Annotated in this window: 14 protein-coding genes and 2 pseudogenes; 7 read left to right on the top strand and 9 right to left on the bottom strand. The window is 42.9% G+C overall.

Translation table 11 applies throughout. The annotated features are described in order from the left end of the window. The first annotated feature begins 13 nt into the window (after positions 1 to 13). Positions 14 to 1,219 (top strand): BamA/TamA family outer membrane protein, encoded by a 1,206-nt coding sequence (locus AB4249_RS09580; protein ID WP_065584773.1) that lies wholly within the window; start codon positions 14 to 16, stop codon positions 1,217 to 1,219. A 117-nt stretch (positions 1,220 to 1,336) separates the two neighbouring features. On the opposite strand, the gene AB4249_RS09585 is transcribed toward AB4249_RS09580, so the two are convergent. Continuing rightward, the gene (locus AB4249_RS09585) at positions 1,337 to 1,756 is read right to left on the bottom strand and encodes a secondary thiamine-phosphate synthase enzyme YjbQ (RefSeq protein WP_065584774.1); all 420 of its coding nucleotides are present in this window, start codon (positions 1,754 to 1,756) and stop codon (positions 1,337 to 1,339) included. A gap of 326 nt (positions 1,757 to 2,082) precedes the next feature. Here AB4249_RS09585 and pgi point away from each other — a divergent pair, with 326 nt between their 5' ends. Then, positions 2,083 to 3,735: a glucose-6-phosphate isomerase gene (pgi, locus tag AB4249_RS09590; protein WP_372101207.1), complete on the top strand. Its 1,653-nt coding sequence runs from the start codon at positions 2,083 to 2,085 to the stop codon at positions 3,733 to 3,735. A 153-nt stretch (positions 3,736 to 3,888) separates the two neighbouring features. Here pgi and AB4249_RS09595 read toward each other — a convergent pair whose 3' ends face one another. Then, the gene (locus tag AB4249_RS09595; protein ID WP_017059940.1) at positions 3,889 to 4,350 is read right to left on the bottom strand and encodes a chemotaxis protein CheX; all 462 of its coding nucleotides are present in this window, start codon (positions 4,348 to 4,350) and stop codon (positions 3,889 to 3,891) included. Positions 4,351 to 4,367: 17 nt separating this feature from the next. Then, a complete protein-coding gene (gene zur, locus AB4249_RS09600; RefSeq protein WP_017059941.1) occupies positions 4,368 to 4,826 on the bottom strand; it encodes a zinc uptake transcriptional repressor Zur in 459 nt (152 codons plus the stop codon). A 551-nt stretch (positions 4,827 to 5,377) separates the two neighbouring features. On the opposite strand from zur, the gene AB4249_RS09605 reads away from it, so the two are divergent. After that, a complete protein-coding gene (locus tag AB4249_RS09605; protein ID WP_102319813.1) occupies positions 5,378 to 5,608 on the top strand; it encodes a pyocin activator PrtN family protein in 231 nt (76 codons plus the stop codon). A 174-nt stretch (positions 5,609 to 5,782) separates the two neighbouring features. Here the strand turns inward: AB4249_RS09605 and AB4249_RS09610 are convergent, their stop codons facing one another. Beyond that, positions 5,783 to 6,553 carry a carbon-nitrogen hydrolase family protein gene (locus tag AB4249_RS09610; protein ID WP_372102902.1) on the bottom strand — a complete coding sequence of 257 codons (771 nt, stop codon included), beginning with the start codon at positions 6,551 to 6,553 and terminating at the stop codon, positions 5,783 to 5,785. Between the two features lie 237 nt (positions 6,554 to 6,790). Here AB4249_RS09610 and AB4249_RS09615 point away from each other — a divergent pair. After that, positions 6,791 to 7,036, top strand: a pseudogene (locus AB4249_RS09615) (transposase); the annotation flags it as partial. Between the two features lie 107 nt (positions 7,037 to 7,143). Here the strand turns inward: AB4249_RS09615 and AB4249_RS09620 are convergent. The 5 genes from AB4249_RS09620 to AB4249_RS09640 form a co-directional block, all read right to left on the bottom strand. Next, positions 7,144 to 8,322 carry a hypothetical protein gene (locus AB4249_RS09620; RefSeq protein ID WP_372102904.1) on the bottom strand — a complete coding sequence of 393 codons (1,179 nt, stop codon included), beginning with the start codon at positions 8,320 to 8,322 and terminating at the stop codon, positions 7,144 to 7,146. Positions 8,323 to 8,335: 13 nt separating this feature from the next. Next, a complete protein-coding gene (locus tag AB4249_RS09625; protein WP_372102906.1) occupies positions 8,336 to 9,640 on the bottom strand; it encodes a hypothetical protein in 1,305 nt (434 codons plus the stop codon). Between the two features lie 62 nt (positions 9,641 to 9,702). After that, positions 9,703 to 10,617: an OmpA family protein gene (locus AB4249_RS09630; RefSeq protein WP_372102908.1), complete on the bottom strand. Its 915-nt coding sequence runs from the start codon at positions 10,615 to 10,617 to the stop codon at positions 9,703 to 9,705. Between the two features lie 91 nt (positions 10,618 to 10,708). After that, positions 10,709 to 11,668: an OmpA family protein gene (locus AB4249_RS09635; protein WP_372102910.1), complete on the bottom strand. Its 960-nt coding sequence runs from the start codon at positions 11,666 to 11,668 to the stop codon at positions 10,709 to 10,711. Between the two features lie 211 nt (positions 11,669 to 11,879). Next, positions 11,880 to 12,980 (bottom strand): ISAs1 family transposase, encoded by a 1,101-nt coding sequence (locus tag AB4249_RS09640; RefSeq protein ID WP_372102912.1) that lies wholly within the window; start codon positions 12,978 to 12,980, stop codon positions 11,880 to 11,882. Positions 12,981 to 13,049: 69 nt separating this feature from the next. On the opposite strand from AB4249_RS09640, the pseudogene AB4249_RS09645 reads away from it, so the two are divergent. From AB4249_RS09645 to AB4249_RS09655, 3 genes and pseudogenes are all read left to right on the top strand, one after another. Beyond that, a pseudogene (locus AB4249_RS09645) lies at positions 13,050 to 14,072 on the top strand (reverse transcriptase domain-containing protein); the annotation flags it as partial. Positions 14,073 to 14,441: 369 nt separating this feature from the next. After that, the gene (locus AB4249_RS09650; protein WP_372102914.1) at positions 14,442 to 14,843 is read left to right on the top strand and encodes a hypothetical protein; all 402 of its coding nucleotides are present in this window, start codon (positions 14,442 to 14,444) and stop codon (positions 14,841 to 14,843) included. A 2-nt stretch (positions 14,844 to 14,845) separates the two neighbouring features. Further along, positions 14,846 to 15,613: a hypothetical protein gene (locus AB4249_RS09655; RefSeq protein WP_372102916.1), complete on the top strand. Its 768-nt coding sequence runs from the start codon at positions 14,846 to 14,848 to the stop codon at positions 15,611 to 15,613. Positions 15,614 to 15,855: the final 242 nt, after the last annotated feature.

Below are 15,855 nucleotides of genomic sequence, written 5' to 3' on the forward strand. Positions count from 1 at the left end.
TGATAAGTAAATTATGTTCAAGCGAACGACTCGAAACTGGCTAATGTCTGCAATGACATTACTCGGTGTCAGCTTTTCTTCTTCCGCTGCGAGTGAAGAAAAAGATTCAGCTTTTGTCCCTTTCTACTTCAGCACCGAAACCATGGGTAACACCTTTGGGGTTGCGGGTGTCGCAAAGGGTGTTTGGCAACCTCAAGCCGCTCTGTTTGGTATGGCACTCTATTCAGACAAAGACAGTTACGTCGGTTTTCTATCGGCTTTTAACTATGCCTTGTCTGAGAACGTATTGTTTAGCACTCAGATGTATCAAGCGCGCTTCAACGACAACCCGTATTACATTGGTTCTCAAGGCGATAATGATTCATCTATCGATGACAAAACCATTGCTGATGGCTTAGAGCAAAACTATCAGTTTGAGTTTAAGTATTTGCTACCTTGGGGCAACGTTGCAGAACACGGTTTACTCGGTGCTTTTCAGCCAATCAAAGATGTGAGCTTTGCTTCGCCAATCGAATCGGGTGTCAGTTCGATTCTATTTACGCCTTTTTATACTGCTCGTGAGTTGGAAGGTTTAAATAATACCGAGGAGGCAACAGGCTTTAGTTTGGCGTTTGATTGGGATAACCGTGATAGCACACGCAACCCGACCAGAGGTTCTCACACTAACCTTGAGTTCACCACTGGCGCAGAGAGTTGGTCTAACGATGACTTGTGGCTTAAGTGGACCTTCCAAAATAGCCAGTACTTTGCTTTAGGTCCTTTAGGGGACTTATTCGATCAACAAGTTGTGGCACTCGATTTCTATACTGCTGATACACCAACCTGGGATAACTGTTCTGGGCAGGATTGTGCTCGTCCACCGGAAACAGAACAAGCTCGACTTGGTGGCTTGTATCGTTTACGAGGTTATACCGGAGGTCGTTATCACGGTCGCTCTGCAGTTCATTATTCTGCTGAGTACCGAGTACTTCCTGACTGGCAACCACTTGGCGATATCCCACTGATAAACTACTACGATTTGCCTTGGTGGCAATGGGTAGCGTTTGCTGAATTAGGGCGCGTTGCCGATGAGTACGACATCAAAACACTGCACTCGGACATGAAATGGAGCTTAGGTGGCGCGGTGCGTTTCCAAGTGGAAGGCATTGTTGTACGTGCTGAGTTGGCGCGAGGTGGTGACGAAGGGGCCTTTAGGGTTATGATAAACCAGCCCTTCTAAACCTTTCGGCCTACAGTAGGCCAAATACTATTTTTATAAGAGTGGTCGTGGAAACACACCACTCTTTTTTATTAACAAGATATTGTTTTTATTAAGGAGATCTTGTTTTCAAGCAGTCTACTCACCTTGCATCGTAGCAATCACAGTTCGGCTTCCACCACAATCTCGGTGCTCTCCTAAGTAAATGCCCTGCCATGTACCTAAAGCTAAACGACCATTGCTAATTGGTATTGTCACACTGGTGCCAAGTGTCGATGCTTTAATGTGGGCAGGCATGTCATCATCACCTTCATAGGTGTGTCTGTAATAAGCGGCTCGCTCGGGTACGAACTTATTGAAGTGTGATTCCATGTCGCGGCGAACCGTCGGATCGGCGTTCTCATTGAGTGTGAGGCTGGCAGAAGTATGTTGAAGAAAAAGATGTAATAAACCAACAGATAGAGAATTGATATCGTTTATCTGTTGTTCAATTTCATCAGTAATGAGATGAAATCCACGCTTTCGTGCATTTAGGTGTATAGTCTTCTGAATCCACATACGCCATCCTTTATAATGTATTTGGAAAAAAAGTGGTTTAACGCTATCTTTTGAACTTGAATTTATCAGGTATCGCTCACATTTAATTATGTTAGAGCTAGAGTCTGTACCGATTATTCTGTCAGGAAATCTAATCCTGATTTATCTCAAGGTACAGCTCTTCATATGCGGCATAATACGTCGTGAAAAAAAATTACAAAGAATCTTTCAGTGGTGACGCGGTTTGGTCATCACAGAAAAATATAAACTTTCGCCTAATCGGGGGTTCTATTCATCACCCAGGTGACGTTTAGAATAAAACCTACAGTAACATCGGGATAGATACCATGTTGAAAAATATCAACCCAACGCAAACACAAGCGTGGAAAGCTCTAACGGCACATTTTGAGTCTGCTCAAGATATGGATATGAAAGAGCTGTTTGCTCAAGATGCAAAGCGTTTCGAGAACTTTTCTACTCGTTTCGGTTCTGACATCTTAGTGGATTACTCTAAGAACCTTATCGATGCTGAAACTATGCAGCACCTATTTGCTCTTGCGAACGAGACTGAAGTTAAGTCTGCAATCGAAGCAATGTTCGGTGGTGATGCAATCAACAAGACTGAAGGTCGTTCAGTACTTCACACTGCTCTACGTAACCGTAGCGACAAGCCAGTAATGGTTGACGGCAAAGACGTAATGCCAGCAGTTAACGCTGTACTAGCAAAAATGGAACTGTTCACACACCGCATCGTTTCTGGTGAGTGGAAAGGTTACACAGGTAAAGAGATCACTGATGTAGTTAACATCGGTATCGGCGGTTCGGATCTTGGTCCATACATGGTGACTGAAGCACTAACGCCATACAAAACTCGCCTAAACATGCACTTCGTTTCTAACGTAGATGGCACTCACATCGTTGAGACACTTAAGCCTCTTAACCCAGAAACAACGCTATTCTTAGTGGCATCTAAAACATTCACGACTCAAGAAACAATGACTAACGCGCACTCTGCACGTGATTGGTTCTTGGCTGAAGCGGGTGACAACGCACACGTAGCTAAACACTTCGCAGCACTATCAACTAACGCAACTGCGGTCGCTGAGTTTGGTATTGATACTGACAACATGTTCGAATTCTGGGACTGGGTTGGTGGTCGTTACTCACTATGGTCTGCAATCGGTCTTTCTATCTCACTATCTGTTGGCTTCGATAACTTCGTTGAGCTACTAGAAGGTGCTCACGAGATGGATAACCACTTTGCTTCAACTGAGTTTGAAAGCAACATTCCAGTAATCCTTGCGCTTATCGGTATTTGGTATAACAACTTCCACGGCGCTGAGTCAGAAGCAATTCTACCTTACGACCAGTACATGCACCGTTTTGCAGCTTACTTCCAGCAAGGCAACATGGAATCAAACGGTAAGTTTGTAGACCGTGACGGCAATCCAGTAGAATACCAAACTGGTCCTATCATCTGGGGTGAACCAGGTACAAACGGTCAGCACGCTTTCTACCAACTGATTCACCAAGGCACTAAGCTGATCCCATCAGACTTTATTGCTCCTGCTATCAGCCACAACCCAGCATCTGATCACCACCAGAAGCTAATGTCTAACTTCTTTGCTCAAACTGAAGCGCTTGCTTTCGGTAAGACAAAAGAGACAGTGGAAGCTGAATTCCTAGCGGCTGGCAAAACAGCTGAAGAAGTGGCTGAGCTTGTACCTTTCAAAGTATTTGAAGGTAACCGTCCAACGAACTCTATTCTTGTTAAGCAAATCAACCCTCGCTCTTTAGGTAACCTAATCGCGATGTACGAGCACAAGATCTTCGTTCAAGGCGTTATCTGGAACATCTTCAGCTTCGACCAGTGGGGTGTAGAACTTGGTAAGCAACTAGCAAACCAAATTCTTCCAGAGCTTGCTGACGATGCTCAAGTAACGTCTCACGACAGCTCAACTAACGGTCTAATCAACGCATTTAAAGCGCTTAAAGCTTAATTGAGTTGATAGCACCAAAAAAACGCCAACCTTCGGGTTGGCGCTTTTGTATCTGTATAGCAAGCATTGGTTAAATCGCAGGTAATAAAAAAGGCTGGCATGATGCCAACCTTCTTTGAGTTGATACTCAGTACTGCTAGAAATAAACAGCTGTTATTCGAAACAGATCTCGATGAAAGCATTACCCCATTGAGATGAGAAAGGCATGATGATGATTGCCCCATCACACTTGTGACGAATCGTATGACCTTTACCGGAAACCACGATTGGTGTTGCCATATCGAAGTCAAAACCGCTTTCCGCAAGAATACGTTTCGCACCGCCAGTCACCATGTTAGTGATTTCACCCACCATATCGGTCACTTCTTCGTTGAGGCCGTTTGGTCGTTCACCAAGCATGTTTTCCATGATTTCGAGAGCGAGACCTTCATCAAAGGTGATCGACATAGAGCCACGAGATTGTGTACCCACCATACCAATTAGGCCGGATACATCACCACGAGCGATTTCATCTTTCTTAACTCTCGGTTTTTGTGGCTTCAATTCTAGAGAAGCCATCGTTTTTAATACGTTCATCAAAGAAGCTAAAAACGGGTTTACAAATTCAGCGCGCATAATGTTCTTCTATAATCTTATTCTTTCATCTCGGAGGAGCAAGATTGGCAAATGCCATGCGATTCAATGACATGATTCGTCAATTGAAAGCCATGCTTCTCAGCGTTACTGGCGAGTAGGGTGACAAGCGCATCGTCCTGCAGTTCTATCACAGTGCCACATTTATCGCAGATCAGTAGTTGGGAGAAATGTTTGTTGGCATTGCAAGAGCAGCAGCATATGAAGCTATTGGTTGACTCAACTCTGTGAATGAAACCTTGCTCCAACAAGAAATCCAAAGCGCGATATACTGTAGGTGGCTTGGCTTGCGGTTCACTGACTTTCAACTGCTCTAATAATTCATAAGCACTGGAGGCTTTTTTATTAGAGAGGATGAGCTCAAACACTCGCTTTCTTTGAGGTGTTAATCTAACGCCTCGCGATGCGCATATCCCTTCAACTTGCTCTATTAATGTGTGGTCCAAATTTTTCACCATTCAATCGGACATCCCTATTTAAACCCTATTTCTAGGTTACTACGTTTTGGGAGCCAATGATTTCTATTAAAGTCAGGTACAGAGCGTATTGTGACCCACGACTTTGAATAAGACAAGGTAACTCAAAATGACAGTGTGACTCAAGGCATAACTGATTAATGAGGCTGAATTAGAGAACTGGTGAATAGGTTTATAAAAAAGTATGAGGTAAAGTTCATATAGCACAAACAGGGCATAGCATTTACAATAGCCGACCTTGCTTTTGCTGGGTATTCCAGCATATTTTTTTGACTCGCTACCAGGGTACTTTACCATGACACATTCATGTAGATTGTCTGTCGCTCCAATGCTCGATAGTAGCGAATTTTAACTAACCTAATGAATTACAAATATTTAATTATTGGTTTGTGCCCACTGAGTGCCCATAGTTAACTTTTCATATCATAAATCTGCTAGTCAAAGTCGAAACACGTAAAAACATCCTGCTATTTTGCCAAACTTTTCAAATCATTGTTCATAGTATAACCAGTAGATAACTGGAGATCGAGGCTATGAAAAGAATCTCAACTTTTGATTTGCTTCTAAAGCAACATGGAAAGGTCCTTATCCCGCTCTCAGAGCTTTGTGAAGAGTACTTAGGAGTTACCTATAGAGTTGCAAGGCGTCATTACCTTTCGGGAAGTTTGCTCATTCCTGTCGTGGCTATGGGGGAAGGGCAAAAGGCAAAGTTGGTGGTTCATCTGGAAGATCTGGCTAAGTTCGTAGACTCAAAACGCAGGTAGCTGCGCTAATCCCTCTTTTTCACTAATCTGCTTCTTTCTTACTGTTGTGAATTAGCAAATTTGGCCACAAAGTTAGAACTCTAAGCATTAGGAAAAGTAAACCAAAACTCAGATAATTGAAATTAGGTTCAATCTCACTCCGGCTCACTTCGGGGCATTTCTGAGTTTGCCGAGCTACTCTGAGCCAGCTTTGTCCAGTGATTGAAAGTACATATTATCAATTTTACCGTTCGTAATTGTACACACCGTGATACCCTCCAGTATCTCGCTGCCTTGAACAACAATCTCACCTTCACTGTCCCAGACGCTACATTTTCCAGCCGTGTCCCAACCTCCTGTCTTTCCAACGAAGTTTGACAGCAAGACAGGTACATCAAGCTTCTTTGCAATACTAGATAGCAGCTCACTATCTAGTGAGAAACCTTTTTTTGAAATCAGTGCACTTACTAGGTATATATCGACATTTGCAGCCTTGGCATCGCTGTAATGCATTGGCTCTGTAAAATCGGCACAAACAGCGAGTCCAACCTTCACATTATTAACGCTAAAAAAGTAATTATCATCGCCAGCAACGCAGTAATTGTTTTCTCCTTCATGAAGGTATTGCTTTTGGTAGTAATTTACCTCTCCGCTAGCATGTAAAACAACAGCCCCTATATAAGGAGTTGAGTGCTCACTTCTTAAAGGACATCCAACAATAATCGTCAAACCATTTGATACCGCAGTACTAGAAAGCTCTTCAATCAATGGTGATGAGCGATTTATTGCTAATTCTGATAATAATTCGGGTTCATAGCCTGTTAACGACAGCTCAGGGAATGTGATTATATTCGCACCTAAATGCGCTGCTTGCACACATAGCTCTTTGTGAGATTCCATGTTCACTGCAATATTTCTGCTTTTAACTCTGTATTGAGCCAAAGCAACCCTAACAACACCTTCCATATCACTGCCCTATAAGCACTATATAACAACAGCTTACAATAACATCTAGTAGCCCCCATTCATAAGAAAAAGTATGCTGAACGACTAGGTAGTCAAGTGGGAATCAAATCAAACGTAACACCGAATGGGGCAGAATCTTCTTAGAGAAATCTGTTTGGTTAGGAAAATACGAATAACTTTTAGTGCCGAAAAGCCCTTTTGAAGGGTTCAGTCTGAATGGTATATATCTTCAACGCGGCGTGGTGGTCACAAGTACAAGAGAGTGGAATTAAGCCATTGAAAGAGTTCGCACGAAAACTGAGTCCTTATCTTCACGGCATTATCGCATCGGCAAGTTATCCGCTCAACACCTGCACATTGGAAAGGATAAACAACAAGATAAAGCTAATCAAGCGAATGGGGTATGGGTATGGGTATGGGTATCGAGATACCGACTACTTCTTCTTGAAGATAAAAGCGGCTTTCCCCGGAAAGCCGCGATGAACCAAAAGAAAGCCTAACCGATACACTTAAACATCGATCGTTGAGGTATGAATTAGGCTATTAGTAATACCTTAAAGCGCTTTCGAAACGAAAAGCTCTTGCAAGATTTAGAACATTAAGAAATTATCTTTTTCCAACACAAGATCGAACTGGAACTTATTGTTGGTATCCGCTTGCATCGTCGATGGGTTCAAATCACCAATAAAACCAGACGCCTTTTGTCCACTCTCTGTCAAAACAATGCTATCACCCGATTCAAAATCAAGCCCTGAGTGATGCTGAACAATCTCCAGTTTGTACTCAACCTTATTACCTTTCGTTTCAAAGCTGCCATTTAGCATCATGCCGTAGCCATTAATACTCGCAAACGCTTGATTAATTTCACCACGAGACAAACCTTCCGGGCGCTCAATACGCAATTTAAACAGCGTTTCAACGCCTTGAGACTTAATCACACCAGAGTAACTGTCAGAAATAGCCGGCATATTATATTGCGTGCGATTCATACCTGGTAAGTTAGAAGAAAAACTCTTCAAGTGACCAGCACTAGCTTGCAAGTAACTTTCCCAAAACGCAGCTAAGTGAGCATTACGCACACCCGTTGAATCAATCCCGTGGAAATACACCGTCGCATTATTAAAGTTAGCATTGTGCTTGCCCGCTAGAACAATACCCGCTTCTTTTGCTGCATCGCTATCACTTAAGTCCGTTAATGAAACATCTGAGCTATTTTGAATGCCATCAGAATAAACTACCAAACGAATTGGCGTTGAGTTCAAACGGATATCATTAGTCACTTGAAACAAACTACGCGCTAAATCCTTTTCAGGCACAGCACGGTCATAATCCGGTTGTGCTGTATGAGGACTCGCCTGCATCGCTTCACCTAATCCACGTTGCATTAAACGCGTCAACTTTGGCATATCATCACGGATAACGCGTTCAGGAGCCGCTCGCAATAAACCGCCGCTTTCTAATGCATTCACATTAGGAAAACAAGTCGTAAAGGCATGAGACATATCGCCATTTGGAGAAAGATAATAGATACCAATCTCTTCACTTGGCAAATATGACGGCGGTAGAGTTTGCATAATATCTTGCGCCCAACTGGCACTATTGTTTGGAATGGACGTCGTATCAATCACCAAATAAGTTTGACGAGGCGCCCCCTCACTAAGACAGTACTTAGCAGCATCAAAGCCACCCGTATTAATCATCCCAGAAGCAAAAGCTTGTGGCGCACACAGCGCAGTCAGTAGCGCGGCAGATTTAATTTTATTCATCATATTTTTCATGGAATTACGCAACCATATTCATTAATTGGTCTTTACTAATCGCAATATCATGCTTGTAGTAAGTATCTAAACTCTTCATCTCCGCACCAATTTTCACTTCCTCAAGCTGCTTAGCACGAAGCTGCATCACTAGATTATTGTGGTAAGTACGTAAGTTGCGGTTAACCTCTTTATGCACCTGACCAAGAATACCATCAGCATGATTGGCCAACTCTTCTTGCAAACGCTCAATCTTTTTCAATTCCATCAATTCAGCTTCTTGCGCATTCGCTAGCTCAGCGATCTGCTTAGAAAATTTCGCTTCAACCTGGTTTAACTCTTTATTCAAACCCTTATCCAAACGGTTAAAACGCTCACGAGCACTGGTGAAATCTTTTTGCGCTTCCTGGTAAGATGGTTTGGCATCATTTAACACATAGGCACAGAACATACTGATAAACCAAGGTGCAATAGAGAAAATGATGAATGGGAATAACAGCATCATTGCCGACTCTTGAGATGCCGATGCATCGCCCCACATACCCATATCAACCGCGGCTAATTCACGAGCAATCGCTTGATAACGAACCATTAAGATACCGACCGTAATCGAAATTAACGCCAACCAAGCAAAAGCCTGCATTCGATAGTGTTGTCGCTTTTCACGAGATTCAACATCCGGTCCCATCAGCTCTAAACGTTGTTTTAAGAACTTGCCATGAAAGTGAGCCGCTGCCGCAGTAACAATGGCACTCACAAACGCTAACGCTAAAGCAAACAGAGGAATATTCAGCAGTTCACCTAACGTTTCATAGTTCATCCAAAACTCTGGCACACTAGGAATAAGCAGACCCAGCGAGTAAATCAGCGGGTTCACTTTTCTCGGCGGCTTACCACCGGCAGAATTAAACATTTTATCGTAACGCGTTTTGGTTTTTTCTAACTCATCTTTCGCATCTTGATAGCCACTTTCCTGAACATAGCTGGTTTTTTTCGCCGCTAAAGCATCGGCTTTCGTGTTACAAACTTGCTGATACTCAGTATCTTTCTTCATGTATGCTGACTCATCAGCATGTTTACGTAAACGAGTTTGCAATTGAGAAAAATCAGAGAACCAACGCCCCAAATGCTCAAGAGGATCGCGAATAACAGATAGCATTCCATTGGTGTGTGAATTATGGTCGGTAACAACCAAGTTCGTTTGCTCTGCAGCTTCCACTTCCTCACGAACCTTACGCTGAATATCCTGACTAAGGTCCTTGGCTATAACCGCACTTTCAAGCGGTCGCTGCACCATAAATTTTTCAATATCCGTTTTCACCTGTTGCATGTATATTTCTCGCCCTAACGTATCAAAATGATTAAATATTAAAGTAGTAAAATCTTCTAATTCTATTTACTAATATATTTTTTTATATCGAACTCTCGGTATATAAACACCGAAAATGGTGCCTTTCTAAAGGTTCTTCTTACTTGTGGCCCCGTACGTTCTTTTGCCAATAGCTCCAAATCAGAACGAAGCTCACTAAAAGACTCAAAGTCACGTAGATCACTACTCACTTTCTTATCACGGGAATAAGCCCATACTTCCATAGAACGAGCATTACATGATTGCCCGGCGCAGCGATAATGACGGTATAAGTGAGAAGCAAACTGCTCATTTTCAGTCATCAAGATCTCCACACGGCGATTGCGGGCCTTATTACTTTGACTGTTATTTTTTGCGATAGGATAATCAGGACCACCCGCGATCAAAACGAGTGAATTATGTAGCACTCCTTGCTGCTCTAGGTAACGAGCGGTTGACAGTGCTCGCCTTAGCGATAAATCAATATTATGAGCCCATGAGCCAGACGCATCAGTATGACCAGTAATCACTAAAAGCTGATTATCACGCGCCGCTTGCCTTTCATGATAAGTCACCGCAACCTCGGCTAGCTGAGCTTTTATGTCACTATTCAACTTATCGCTATTAACGGCAAAGCCAGAGCTGGCCGATAAATTACGTAAAATCGCAATCCCATCTCCCAGTTCATTAAGCGGCTCCCCTGCCTGCTGGCTTGGGTAGAAATGCACATAGCCCCCCGCCTTCTCAACAGGAAAGTACAGCTCATCATCACCCACTTCAGCCACCCAAGAAAAGTCCTTTTCTACCTCAGAAAGCGCCTCTTCTTTGCGAGTTAAAGCGGTCTCTTGCATACCCTCGACTGATTGGTTTTCTTTATCTATATAATCCACACGCTCAGGAGAAGAGCAGCCTGATAGTGCCAATATTAAAAGTAAATAATAAAAATATTGCTTATTCATGCCCAATAACTATCTATACTAAGAGCCAAAATTACGAAACCTAGATAAATCCTTCTACCTTGGTTTTGCCTATGATGTAACGAAGTGTCGTTTAACCACGCGTTGGCGGCAGCGACAAAGAACGATAACGAATGTTTTTTTCAGACTGGGTACGCTCTTGCTGTAACTCTTCAGCTTCAAAACTGCGAACTTCTTCTGGCTCTTTCGCCACACGAATTGTTTTCAGTTCGGTTGGAATGTGACGAGAGTTCGTCGTGACCTTGCCATCACGTGCATAACCAACAGCCTGAAGCTCTCTGGATTCACAGCCATTAGAGAAGCAAGGTGCTGAACGATAGTAATCACTAATGAAATTCACATCATGAGTAATAAAGAACTCCACACGACGGTTCTTCGCTTTATTTTCTACACTATCGTTTTTAGCAATCGGGTAATCAGGCCCTGCTGCCATACGTAATAACGCTTCATTCGGAACGCCTTGTGCCATTAAGTAGCGCGCCGCTGAGTCGGCACGATCTCGTGATAACTGCTTATTGTATTGCCACGAACCTGAGGAGTCGGTATGACCAGTAATAATGATGAACAATCTTTCATCATTATATTTTGAATGGCTATAATATAAATTTTTAATCGAGTTTAACGCCAGAGTAGTATTCGGGTTCAAAGTTGAACTACTGACCATAAATCCAGCTGTATCAATAGCGTTATAAGCACCAACATACCCGTAATCGCTGGCTAAGCGAGTCTGTTCAATAAGCTTAGTTAACTCGAGACTTGAGTCATCAATATTCTTACTATCAAAAATATAGTAAGTATTATCACCGCTGTCTTTGGCGAAATAACGACCGGTTTCAATATGATCTAACTGCTCATTAATAGAGACTTCATTAATTAGTAACACTTTGTTGTTCACATCAGGATTATTATTCCCAGACTGATGAACTATGTCGTAACTATTGGCTTGATCAATAACCTGAGTATGCTGCTGGTGACTGGAGCATCCCGATAGGGTCATTAAAAAAACAAATGAAAACGTTACTTTATTATTCATAGCTATATTTTCTAATTAGAATAGTGCATAAAACAGACGATCTGTGTAAAGAATCATACTGCAAGTTATTGAAATTTACCTTATAAGTCTCCGTAAATACTGTATATATAGCAATTAATTAACTCTCTAATTTGTAAGGAAATATTACAGTTCAATCTATTTAAAAGTAAGCGCACTATTAACCCCAGGGCGCGAGCACACTTTGTTCAATTTATAACCCAAAGAAGACTCGTGCCCGATAATCATCGTTCCAAGCAGCCTTCTTCAACTTCACTTTTTGGCTTGGTGCACCACATTCGCATTGCTTCAGCATGTTCATCACAAAGCGTCTAAACAACGCTATATTTTCTACAGCACCATCTAGCGTGATCCGTGAGTAATCCTCTTTAAAAACAACATCTAATACGTAATTCTGGCTGTTTTCAATACGCCAATGCTGACGAATGTAGTGGCCTAGCATTTTGTGATTCGGCGACATAGAGCTTATGTAATATGAGGTGTCTACACTTCCTTTTCCGTTGATCACTCGATGCCGCTCCACCGCAATGATGCTTCGTACTGTCGGCCATTTCTCCGCAAGCTCTTTAGGTAACTTAGCCTTTAACTGAAATACATATCTTTCTTCACTGCGGCCATGGTGCTTCTCTTTGATTTCGGTAACTATTTTCTCTTTACCTGCTTCAAAGACAGCTTGAAATTGCTCCACAATAGCCACTCTCAATTTGGGCTGGTTGTTCTTCACTTGAACAACAACGTGAGCCTTTTTCTCTGCAATTTTCTCGAGCGTATCGCGCTGACAATGCAGGGCATCAATGGTGATGACACTGCCTTTTACGTTAATAACATCAAGCATTTGGCGTACAACGTTGATCTCGCCATTTTTGCTCTCAGTCGGCTTTTGACTCAAAACGAGGCCACGTTCAGTGTCGTAGGTGGTAACCAATTGTAACGCTGTTTTTTTGTCATTTCGGTATGAGCCACGCAGCACTTTTCCATCGAATGCGATTATCGGCTTGTGTTGACTAGTGCGTTGCTCGTTAATCCACAGGGCTAATGCCTCTAGCAAAGATTCTGCGACAACTGAACGTAAAATACGGGCTATTGTATGCCGACGTGGAATACCATGTTCAAATGTTCTGTATTTTCTCAGCCAATCTAGTTTGTCTTTCCCAAACAATTCAATATCTTGCCATCCTTCACATCCAGATGCGATGGCGCTAATTACAAGGAACATGACATCGATAAGATCATGCTTCTGATTAATGTCTGACCGAGTGTCTTGGACGACTGATAAGTGTTCGATTAAGTTCAAAATGGCTGTGTGATTGTGGATTTAGCACTATTAGATCATATTTGTTAACAAAGTGCGATCCCGCCCTGCAATAGCTATGGGTTTAGGCCAAATCGCAGTACGGCTGACGCCGTCAGTCAGTGTTTCAAATGTTTGGCTCTAAAGCGATCAGCGAAATGGATTCTTGAGGGAGATATTAAGGCTTGCTTCGACAAAATCGGGCATCAATGGCTTATCGACAATATCACGGTTGATAAACGTATGTTAGAGCAATGGTTAAAGTCTGGCTATGTGGATAAGGGTCTGTTCTATGATACCGATGAGGGCACACCTCAAGGTGGGATAATATCTCCAACCTTGATGCTAATGACTCTCGTGGGAATAGAGCAACGAATAAAATCTACAGCTCTGAAAATGGGTGCTAGGGCCAACTTTATTGGTTATGCGGATGATTTCGTGGTCACCTGCTCTTCAAAGGAAGTGCTAGTGAACGATATCAAACCGTTGATTGCTGACTTTCTGGCAGAAAGAGGGTTAACCCTCTCCGAAGAGAAAACGAAGGTCACTCATATTGATGATGGCTTTGACTTTCTGGGTTTCAATCACAGGAAGTACAAAGGGAAATTGCTCATTAAACCGAGCAAATCTAACACGCTGTTATTTCTCAGAAATCTACGTGAACTTATTAAAAAGCACGCAACCATCCCTGTTAACGATCTTATCAAGTTGATAAATCCGAAACTTAGAGGGTGGGCGAATTACTATCGCCACTGTGTTGCTAAACAAGTATTCGGGTATGTCGGCCACAAACTATTCCAAGCGTTATGGCACTGGGCAGTTAGACGTCATCCAACCAAGTCCAAAGACTGGGTTGTTCATAAGTATTTTCTCAATCGTAAAGGCCAGTGGCAATTTCACGGTTGGCAGAAAATCATGGACATGGACTGTCACTTCAATCTGTTCCAAATAGCTAAAGTGCCCATCGAGCGACACGTAAAAATCAGGAATGCAGCGACCCCTTTTGACCCTCAATACCAATAATATTTGGTGAAGAGAAAATCTAAAAGGCTAGCTCGTAACTCTTGGAAAGAGCCTGTCCCGACTGCGTTATAAGTTGCTGGGTATCAATGATGCCTTAGTGGAGGCTTGAGCCGTATGCAGTGAAAGTTGCACGTACGGTTCTTAGAGGGGCGGCACTTGGTAACAAGTGTCGTCTACTCGACAGTTCCGTGCTGAAAGGGTAGATCATCTTATGTGATCACCGCTAGCGCGCTTGTGCTCCAAAGCCTAGCTAGGGCAGCAGCTCTACATGCATTGATGTCTACTTCTTTTCCTTACCCTCTCCTGTTTAATTAAAGCAGAACAAAAGCCAGATCTGTGACAAAAAATAGACACAATGACACACCCATTAACACTATAACCTATGAAAATAACTATATGATATGTTAGGGTTTACGGCCATTTACATCACACCTTCTATTTATGAAAAAACTACTTATTGCTGCAACTATTACTGCAGCCAGTTTTGCGTCTTACGCAAATGCTAACGGATGTGTCGGCTCTTACGTGGGACCTTTAGTGATTGACGCAGAGCGAGGCCATTCTGGTATGGTCGAAACCACGGTAAGGACAAGGGGTCAGGTCACGGTTGTTCTTGTGGGCAATGACAAAGTTGTTGATTGGCACCTTGAAAGCTCCTCATCGAATATGCGAGCCGAGTTGTCTCAAGATGGTAAGTCACTCATCATGGCGCTAGGCAGCTTTACTACCGGCTTTACCGCCAGCATTCAGACACAATTGGGAAGGCTTCATATGGTGAACGTGTATACCGATGATAAGACTGAAGGCATCCCGTATGGCTCAAAAATTCTGTTTGAGAATTGATAATGAGACATTGGACCGCCCCTTTTTTTCTCAGTCTTGCTATGTTATTGGGCTGCTCTGACGATGATAAAGAGCAACCTGTCGACACGCCATGGTCACCGAGCCAGCAAGAGATTCAAGAGATCATCGAGTTTCGCAATGGGGTATCGACAGCCGATTACACCCTGAACAAAGCCACTGTCCGTTGGCGTACCGATGAGCTAATTCCACTGTACTTCGTGTCTGAAAGTGAAACCGCACCACCAGAGGCTATCATCGAGGCGATAGAGCTGGTGCACGGTGCGATTGGGTATCCGGTTATCGACGAAGCAAAATCGTTTTACCATCCTCTATACGAGTATAAAGACGAGGTTCTCAACATCAGCAACGGTCAGTTTAACGACGCTGCTTTTTATCAGCTCCATGAGATTGACCGCGGGATCATCATTGGTCACAACACGCATTTTTCCATGCTGAGTAAGGGGACCAACAGTTACTGTATAAGTACTGCTAACGCACCGTTTTCGACGCAATTGCTGACTCACTTTGATCCAGACACTCACTACTATCATGAGCAACAGAAGATTTGGTTTAACTATAGCCATCCTCGCTGTGAGACCAGCAGTCTTACTAAAGAAGCGATCGCTACCGAGTTGGTACGCGCTTTAGGTTTACAAAGGGAATTTTTGGTAGGGCAATGGTGGTCAGACACGTTTTCGAAAGACGCTCAAACACTCATTCGCACACTCTACAGCCATTCTTCAGGTACACCGTTTAATAAACTCAATTGATTGAAATTAATAGTAATGTTCGGTAAAGCCCACACTATTTCACAACGTGATGAGCTAATCGTTCTGATTTATCGCCACTTTTGCACAATCGTCTAAGATGACGACAGTATCTGCCGCCGTCCTAGGTTATATGCTCCAGTTATACTGGACATTCGCGTAAACGACTTTTTTATTCGTTTAATAATTCATGCTTTGCTAAATTAGCGAAGATGTAACTCGGAGTTGTCCGTGCGACCTGAAGT

The sequence above is a fragment of the Vibrio sp. 10N.261.55.F4 genome, from assembly GCF_041470465.1.
Classification (GTDB): Bacteria; Pseudomonadota; Gammaproteobacteria; order Enterobacterales; family Vibrionaceae; genus Vibrio; species Vibrio crassostreae_C.